The 7,038-nt window shown below is 64.4% G+C and carries 7 protein-coding genes; 2 read left to right on the forward strand and 5 right to left on the reverse strand.

Annotation, left to right across the window (positions count from 1 at the left end; genetic code table 11):
* Window position 1: 1 nt before the first annotated feature.
* A complete protein-coding gene (locus QZW52_RS06680) occupies window positions 2-2,260 on the reverse strand; it encodes an arginine/lysine/ornithine decarboxylase (RefSeq protein ID WP_293996582.1) in 2,259 nt (752 codons plus the stop codon).
* 205 nt (window positions 2,261-2,465) lie between these two features.
* Here QZW52_RS06680 and QZW52_RS06685 point away from each other — a divergent pair, with 205 nt between their 5' ends.
* Window positions 2,466-3,644: a glycosyltransferase family 4 protein gene (locus QZW52_RS06685; protein WP_293996584.1), complete on the forward strand. Its 1,179-nt coding sequence runs from the start codon at window positions 2,466-2,468 to the stop codon at window positions 3,642-3,644.
* 3 nt (window positions 3,645-3,647) lie between these two features.
* Here QZW52_RS06685 and QZW52_RS06690 read toward each other — a convergent pair whose 3' ends face one another.
* The 3 genes from QZW52_RS06690 to QZW52_RS06700 are packed head-to-tail and all read right to left on the reverse strand — an operon-like array spanning window position 3,648 to window position 6,166.
* The gene (locus QZW52_RS06690) at window positions 3,648-4,781 is read right to left on the reverse strand and encodes a glycosyltransferase family 4 protein (protein ID WP_293996586.1); all 1,134 of its coding nucleotides are present in this window, start codon (window positions 4,779-4,781) and stop codon (window positions 3,648-3,650) included.
* Window positions 4,782-4,803: 22 nt separating this feature from the next.
* Window positions 4,804-5,442, reverse strand: a complete 639-nt coding sequence (locus tag QZW52_RS06695; protein ID WP_293996588.1) for a CoA transferase subunit B — start codon at window positions 5,440-5,442, stop codon at window positions 4,804-4,806.
* A 22-nt stretch (window positions 5,443-5,464) separates the two neighbouring features.
* Window positions 5,465-6,166, reverse strand: coding sequence for a CoA transferase subunit A (locus QZW52_RS06700; RefSeq protein WP_293996590.1), 702 nt, complete (start codon window positions 6,164-6,166; stop codon window positions 5,465-5,467).
* Between the two features lie 87 nt (window positions 6,167-6,253).
* Between QZW52_RS06700 and QZW52_RS06705 the strand changes: the two genes are divergently transcribed.
* On the forward strand, window positions 6,254-6,820 hold the full coding sequence (locus QZW52_RS06705; RefSeq protein WP_293996592.1) for a LuxR C-terminal-related transcriptional regulator: 567 nt from the start codon (window positions 6,254-6,256) through the stop codon (window positions 6,818-6,820).
* Between the two features lie 26 nt (window positions 6,821-6,846).
* On the opposite strand, the gene QZW52_RS06710 is transcribed toward QZW52_RS06705, so the two are convergent.
* A partial coding sequence (locus QZW52_RS06710) for a hypothetical protein (protein WP_293996594.1) occupies window positions 6,847-7,038 on the reverse strand: 192 nt, incomplete at its 5' end.

Genomic DNA, 7,038 nt, shown 5'->3' on the forward strand with positions numbered 1-7,038 from the left:
TTCACAGCTTCACGCAATCGACGTAGTAGCGGTGCAGGCCGCCGCCGATGTCTTCTTCCACCAGCCCGTGGACATCGGTGTGGAAGCCGGGGAAGCGGTCATTGAACTTGCGGGTGAACCGCAGGTAGTCGCAGATCTTCTTGTTGAACCGCTCGCCCGGAATCAGCAGCGGAATGCCCGGCGGGTACGGCGTCAGCAGCGCCGTGGTGATGCGGCCTTCGAGCTGGTCGATCTCGACGCGCTCGGTCTTGCGGTGGGCGATGTGCGCATACGCCTCGCTGGGCTTCATCGCCGGCTGCAGGTCCGACAGGTACATCTCGGTCGTCAGCCGTGCGATGTCGCCCTCGGCATAGGCTTCGTGGATCTGCTGGCACAGGTCGCGCAGGCCCATGCGCTCGTACATCGGGAACTTGGCCACGAACTCGGGCAGGATGCGCCAGAGCGGCTGGTTGCGGTCGTAGTCGTCCTTGAACTGCTGCAGCGCGGTCAGCAGCGTGTTCCAGCGGCCCTTGGTGATGCCGATGGTGAACAGGATGAAGAAGCTGTAGAGGCCGGTCTTCTCCACCACCACGCCGTGCTCGGCGAGGAACTTGGTGACGATCGACGCCGGGATGCCGGTCTTGTCGAAGGAGCCGGACATGTCCAGCCCCGGCGTGATGATGGTGGACTTGATCGGGTCCAGCATGTTGAAGCCCGTGGCGAGGTCGCCGAAACCGTGCCAGGACTCGTTGGCCTTCAGTATCCAGCCGTCGGCGCGCCCCATGCCCTCGCCCGCCAGCGCCTCCGGCCCCCAGACCTTGAACCACCAGTCATGGCCGAACTCGTCCTCCACCTTGCGCATGGCGCGGCGGAAATCGAGGGCTTCCTTGATGCTTTCCTCGACCAAAGCGGTTCCGCCCGGCGGCTCCATCATCGCCGCCGCCACGTCGCACGAGGCGATGATCGCGTACTGCGGGCTGGTGGAGCTGTGCATCAGGTACGCCTCGTTGAAGAGGTGGCGGTCGAGCTTCTGCTCCTGCGCATCCTGGACCAGCACCTGCGACGCCTGGCTCAGGCCGGCCAGCAGCTTGTGCGTCGATTGCGTGGCGTAGACCATCGCCTGCTTCGGGCGTGGGCGGTTCTTGCCCATGGCGTGGTAGGTGCCGTAGAACTTGTGGAACGCGGCGTGCGGCAGCCAGGCTTCGTCGAAGTGCAGCGTGTCGATCCAGCCGTCGAGCATGTCCTTGATGACTTCGGTGTTGTAGAGCACGCCGTCGTAGGTGCTCTGCGTCAGCGTCATGATGCGCGGCTTGACGGTCTTGGGATCGACGCCTTCGAGCAGCGGGTTGCGCGCGATCTTGGCCTCGATGGCCTCGCGGGTGAACTCGCTCTGCGGGATCGGGCCGATGATGCCGTAGTGGTTGCGCGTCGGCGTCATGAACACGGGGATCGCGCCGGTCATGATGATCGCGTGCAGGATCGACTTGTGGCAGTTGCGGTCCACCACCACGATGTCGTCCGGCGCGACCGTGTGGTGCCAGACCATCTTGTTGGACGTGGACGTGCCGTTGGTGACGAAGAAGCAGTGGTCGGCGTTGAAGATGCGCGCCGCGTTCTTCTCGCTCGCCGCCACCGGGCCGGTGTGGTCGAGCAACTGGCCGAGTTCTTCCACCGCGTTGCACACGTCGGCGCGCAGCATGTTCTCGCCGAAGAACTGGTGGAACATCTGGCCGACGGGGCTTTTCAGGAATGCCACGCCGCCCGAGTGACCGGGGCAGTGCCACGAGTACGAGCCGTCCTGCGCGTAGTCCATCAGCTCCTTGAAGAACGGCGGGGCCAGGCCGTCGAGGTAGCTCTTGGCTTCCCGGATGATGTGACGCGCCACGAACTCGGGCGTGTCCTCGAACATGTGGATGAAGCCATGCAGCTCGCGCAGGATGCTGTTCGGGATGTGCTGGCTGGTGCGCGTCTCGCCGTAGATGTAGATCGGGATGTCCACGTTGCGGAAACGGATCTCCTCGATGAACTTGCGCAGGCTCAGCACCGCCGGGTCCAGCTCGGGTCCGGGCGTGAACTCCTCGTCGTCGATCGACAGGATGAAGGCGGACGCCCTGCTCTGCTGCTGCGCGAACTGGCTCAGGTCGCCGTAGCTGGTGGCGCCCAGCACCTGGAAGCCCTCTTTCTCGATCGCCTGCGCCAAGGCGCGGATGCCCAGACCGGAGGTGTTCTCCGAACGGAAGTCCTCATCGATGATGACGATGGGAAAGTTGAAACGCTGCATCTGGGCGACTCCGAGACCTGTGAACCGATGGGGAACCGGTGGGCGAGAAAAGAAAGGGCGAAGTGTAGAGCCAGTGGATGACAGAGCTGCGTGCGGTGTGACTTGTGAGCGACTGGCACCCGTCGGGCCACCGTTGCCCGCACGGCACGGCTGACAATGCGCGCAGGGACTGCGCACCGGCAGTCCCGCTGCAGTTTCATGGCCTATGCGCATACTTTTCATTCACAGTCGATACCAGATTTCCGGCGGCGAAGAATCCGTCGTCGAAGCAGAAATTCAATTGTTGCAGTCGCGTGGTCACGCAGTTTTCCGGTATGAGCGAGACAACCACGAGGTCACGGGAAAGAACAAACTGGCACTCCTGCGGGATACGCTGTGGTCGCCGTCCAGCCATGCGGATGTCCAGCGTCTGGTGAAAGAACAGGCCATCGACGTGGCCCACGTCCACAACACCTTGCCGCTGGTCTCGCCATCGGTTTACTGGGCGGCCAGCCGGGCGGGGGCCGCAGTGGTACAGACCTTGCACAATTTCCGCTGGTTATGTCCAAAAGGAACCTTGCTGCGCGACGGGAAGATCTGCGAATCCTGTGTCGGGCACCTGCCTTGGCGCGCAATCCAGCACCGCTGCTACCGGAATTCAGCCGCTCAAAGTGCCGTGATGGCCGCAACCTACGGCTTGCACACGGCGCTGGGTTCGTTGCACCACCATGCCGACCGCATCATTGCGCTGACCGATTTCGGCCGCGATCAGTTCATTCGGGGTGGATTTCCGGCCGACAAGATGGTGGTCAAGCCCAATTTTGTCGAGGACACGGCGATGGAGTCCGCAGGGGTGTCGCAGCATCAGCCGCCGCCGCGGTCTGGATTCCTGTACGTCGGCCGCCTATCCGAAGAAAAGGGTCCGGATGTCTTCGTGCAGGCGGCCAGCTTGCTGCCATCGGAGCGGTTCGAGATGCTGGGGACAGGCCCGCTGCTGGACACCTTGGCCCGGCCGGACAATGTGGCCTTTCTAGGCGCCGTTGCCAAGGCCCAGGTACGCGACGCCATGCAGCGGTCCATGGCACTGGTGCTGCCGAGCCGCTGGTACGAGGGGCTGCCGATGGTGCTGGTGGAGGCGTTCTGCCACGGGATGCCCGTCATCGCCAGCCGGCTGGGCACCTTCCACTCGCTCATCGAGGAGGGCGTGACGGGCCTGCTGTTCGATCCGGGGGATGCCAGCGACTTGGCACGCAAGGTGCAGTGGTGTCGCGACCACCCTGAATCGGTCGCTCGCATGGGGTTGGCGGCGCGGGCCATGTATGAGCGCCACTACACCGCCGAGTCGAACTACACGCAGATGCTCGGCATTTACCGTGCAGCGATCGTGCATCGACAGGCACGCTGATCACTAGCTGGAGACGTGCTGCAGGGCCTGGACAATGCCCTGCCCGGCATTCTGGTGGGTGTAAGGTGCCACCGTCTCCCGAGAGGCCCGTGAATAGGCCGACCACTGCGCCTCGTCGTCCAGCAAGGCGAGCGCGGCTTGCGCCCACTGTGCCGCTTCCAGCGGCAGCACGCGGCCATTGACACCTTCCTGCACGAGTTCCCCGTCCACGGCACTGTTGTCGCAGGTGATCACGGGCGTGCCGGCGGCGCACGCTTCATTGACCACGACCCCCCAGCACTCCTGGCGCGTCGGGAACAGGAACAGCTTGGCGGAGGCGTACCGGGCCGGCAGCTCGGCCTGCGACAGAAATCCGGGGCAGTCGTGCGCGATGCCCAGGTCCGACAGGGTCTGCAGCGTCTGGGCGCGCAAGGGACCGTCACCGATCAGCAGCACCTTCAGCGTGCCGCGCCGCTGCTGGACCAGCCGGGCCACTTCGCAGAAAAAATCAGGCATCTTCCGGTCGATGAACTGGCCCGAGAACATGAGGTCGTAAGGCCGGTCAGCCAGCGCACCGCCGTGCGGAAAAAAGGCTGCGTTGTCGCCGCAGAGGTGGCTCTGGAAGCAGGCATCCACCGGCGCGCCGTAGGACTGGAACATCTCCAGGCTGCGCCGTGACGCACCAATGAACGCGGAGGTCTTGCGGAACACCACGCGGCGCAGCCAGCGGTGCAGCGGCGTCAGGTGTTCTTCGCTCTTGAGCCAGCCATCGGTCATGGCGACGTGCGTCCGCCCCTTGGCGATCGCCCAGAGAAATCCCATCAGGTGGGAGGGGTTGAAGCCATTGGTGATCACCACCGCCGGATCCTGTCGATTCAGCGCACGCCAGACCCCATGGTTCCAGTGGACATGGTGCAGGTAGACCCGGTAGTAGGTAAACGACCAGCCCGGCAGAAATACATGGGAATACTTTCCGATCTGGACCTGCCACTGCCGGTCTTTTTCAATGCGCTTGCAATAAAGTACCGTAAAATTATCACGATAATGTCGCGCAACCTCCTCGAACACAGGTTCTCGGTAAGGTGCAGGCATATTGGAGATGAGGGTAATGCGGTCGTTCATAAACCCAGACAAAAGGTGCGATTGGCTCGGCCGCATGATACCGCCGAGCCGGTCTGGCTCACACCAGCGGCACACCCGTCTTCGCCTGCACTTCCTCACGCGAAACACCCGGTGCAAGCTCTGCGACACGCAACCCCTCGGGCGTCACATCGAACACCCCCAGGTCCGTGATGATCCGGTCCACCACGCCCACGCCCGTCAGCGGCAGCGTGCAGGCAGGCAGGATCTTCAGGTCGGTCGTGCCGTCCTTCTTCTTCGCGACATGCTCCATCAGCACGATCACGCGCTTGACGCCGGCCACGAGGTCCATCGCGCCGCCCATGCCCTTGACCATCTTGCCGGGGATCATCCAGTTCGCCAGATCGCCGGTGGCGGTGACTTGCATCGCGCCGAGGATGGACAGGTTGATCTTGCCGCCGCGGATCATCGCGAAGCTGTCGTGGCTGCCGAAGATCGACGAGCCTTTCATCGTGGTGACGGTCTGCTTGCCGGCGTTGATGAGGTCGGGGTCCACCTCGTCTTCATGCGGAAACGGTCCGATGCCGAGCATGCCGTTCTCGCTCTGCAGCCAGACCTCGACACCGCTGGGAACGTGGTTGGCGACGAGCGTGGGAATGCCGATGCCGAGGTTGACGTAGAAGCCATCCTGCAGCTCTTGCGCCGCGCGGGCGGCCATCTGGTCTTGGGTCCATGCCATGGTGCGGATCTCCTCGGGGGCTTCAGGTGCGGTCGCGGGTGGTGCGCTTCTCGATGCGCTTTTCGGGCGTGGCGTTGAGCACGATGCGGTGGACGTAGATGCCCGGCAGATGCACATCGTCCGGCGCGATCTCGCCCGTCGGCACGATGCGCTCGACTTCGACCACGCAGATCTTGCCGGCCATCGCCACGGCGGGGTTGAAATTGCGCGCCGTCTTGTTGAAGCGCAGGTTGCCGGACATGTCGGCCACATCCGCCTTGACCAGTGACAGCTCCGGCATCAGCGCACGCTCCATCACGTAGGTCTCGCCATCGAAATCGCGCAGCTCCTTGCCTTCGGCCACCAGCGTGCCCACGCCGGTCTTGGTGAAAAACGCCGGAATGCCCGCGCCGCCGGCCCGCAGCTTCTCGGCCAGCGTGCCCTGGGGCGTGAATTCGAGAGCAAGTTCACCGGCCAGGTACTGGCGCTCGAACTCCTTGTTCTCGCCGACGTAGCTGGAGATCATCTTCTTGATCTGGCGCGTGTTCAGCAGCTTGCCGAGGCCGAAACCATCGACGCCGGCGTTGTTGGAAATGGCGGTCAGGTTCTGCGCGCCGCTGGCCACGAGGGCGTCGATGAGCGCCTCGGGAATGCCGCACAGGCCGAAGCCGCCGACGGCGATGAGCTGGCCGTCACGGACGATGCCGTCGAGGGCCGCCGCCGCGCTGGGGTAAACCTTGTTCATGGGGGGAATCTCCGCGTGTTTCGGACGGCACACTGTAGTACGTAATGCCTTACGTAGGGGGTACGTAGATTTGAGTAACATGGGGCGATGCTGGCCCTGGAACTCGACTACCGCACCGCCTTCGATCTCGCGCCGATCGGCCTGATCCTGTCGCGCCACCGGTTGATGGTGGACTGCAACCAGCACGCGCTGGCCATGTTCGGCGCGCAGCGTGCGCAGCTCATCGGCCAGAGCTTCGAGGTGCTCTACCCCAGCCACGCCGAGTTCGAGCGCACCGGCGCCCGCATCGCCGCCAGCCTCGACCGCACCGGCCGCTACGCCGATGACCGCGTGATGAAGCGCCTGCGCGCACCGGCAGGCAGCGAACCGCTGTTCTGGTGCCACGTCACCGGCCGCGCCCTCGACCCGGCCGACCCGCACGCGGCGGGCATCTGGTGCTTCGACGATCTCTCCGCCAAGCGCCAGATCAAGGCCGAGCTGACCCCGAGGGAGCGCGAGATTGCCGCGCTGCTGGTGGAGGGACTGACCAGCAAGCTCGTCGGGCGGCGCCTGGGCATCAGCCCGCGCACGGTCGATGTCTACCGGGCGCGGCTGATGCGCAAGTACGGGGCGGCAACCACGCCGGAGCTGATCAACAAGCTGCTCAGCGTGTAATCAGCATCCGAGGGACTCGCCCCCCATCAGGCCACGCTGCCGCGCTCGACCGGTGTACGCGGAATCTTGACCGGCTTGGCGAACACCGGCACCGATGCCTTCCCGCGCGGCACCACCACCACCACCACCGCCGACTTGGGCACCGAGAACCCCTTGCCCAGCACCTGCTTGGCCAGTTCGTAGTAGCGCAGCCGCTCTTCCCAGCCGGTGTAGCCGCC

The sequence above is a fragment of the Sphaerotilus sp. genome, assembly GCF_013299175.1.
Classification (GTDB): Bacteria; Pseudomonadota; Gammaproteobacteria; order Burkholderiales; family Burkholderiaceae_C; genus Sphaerotilus.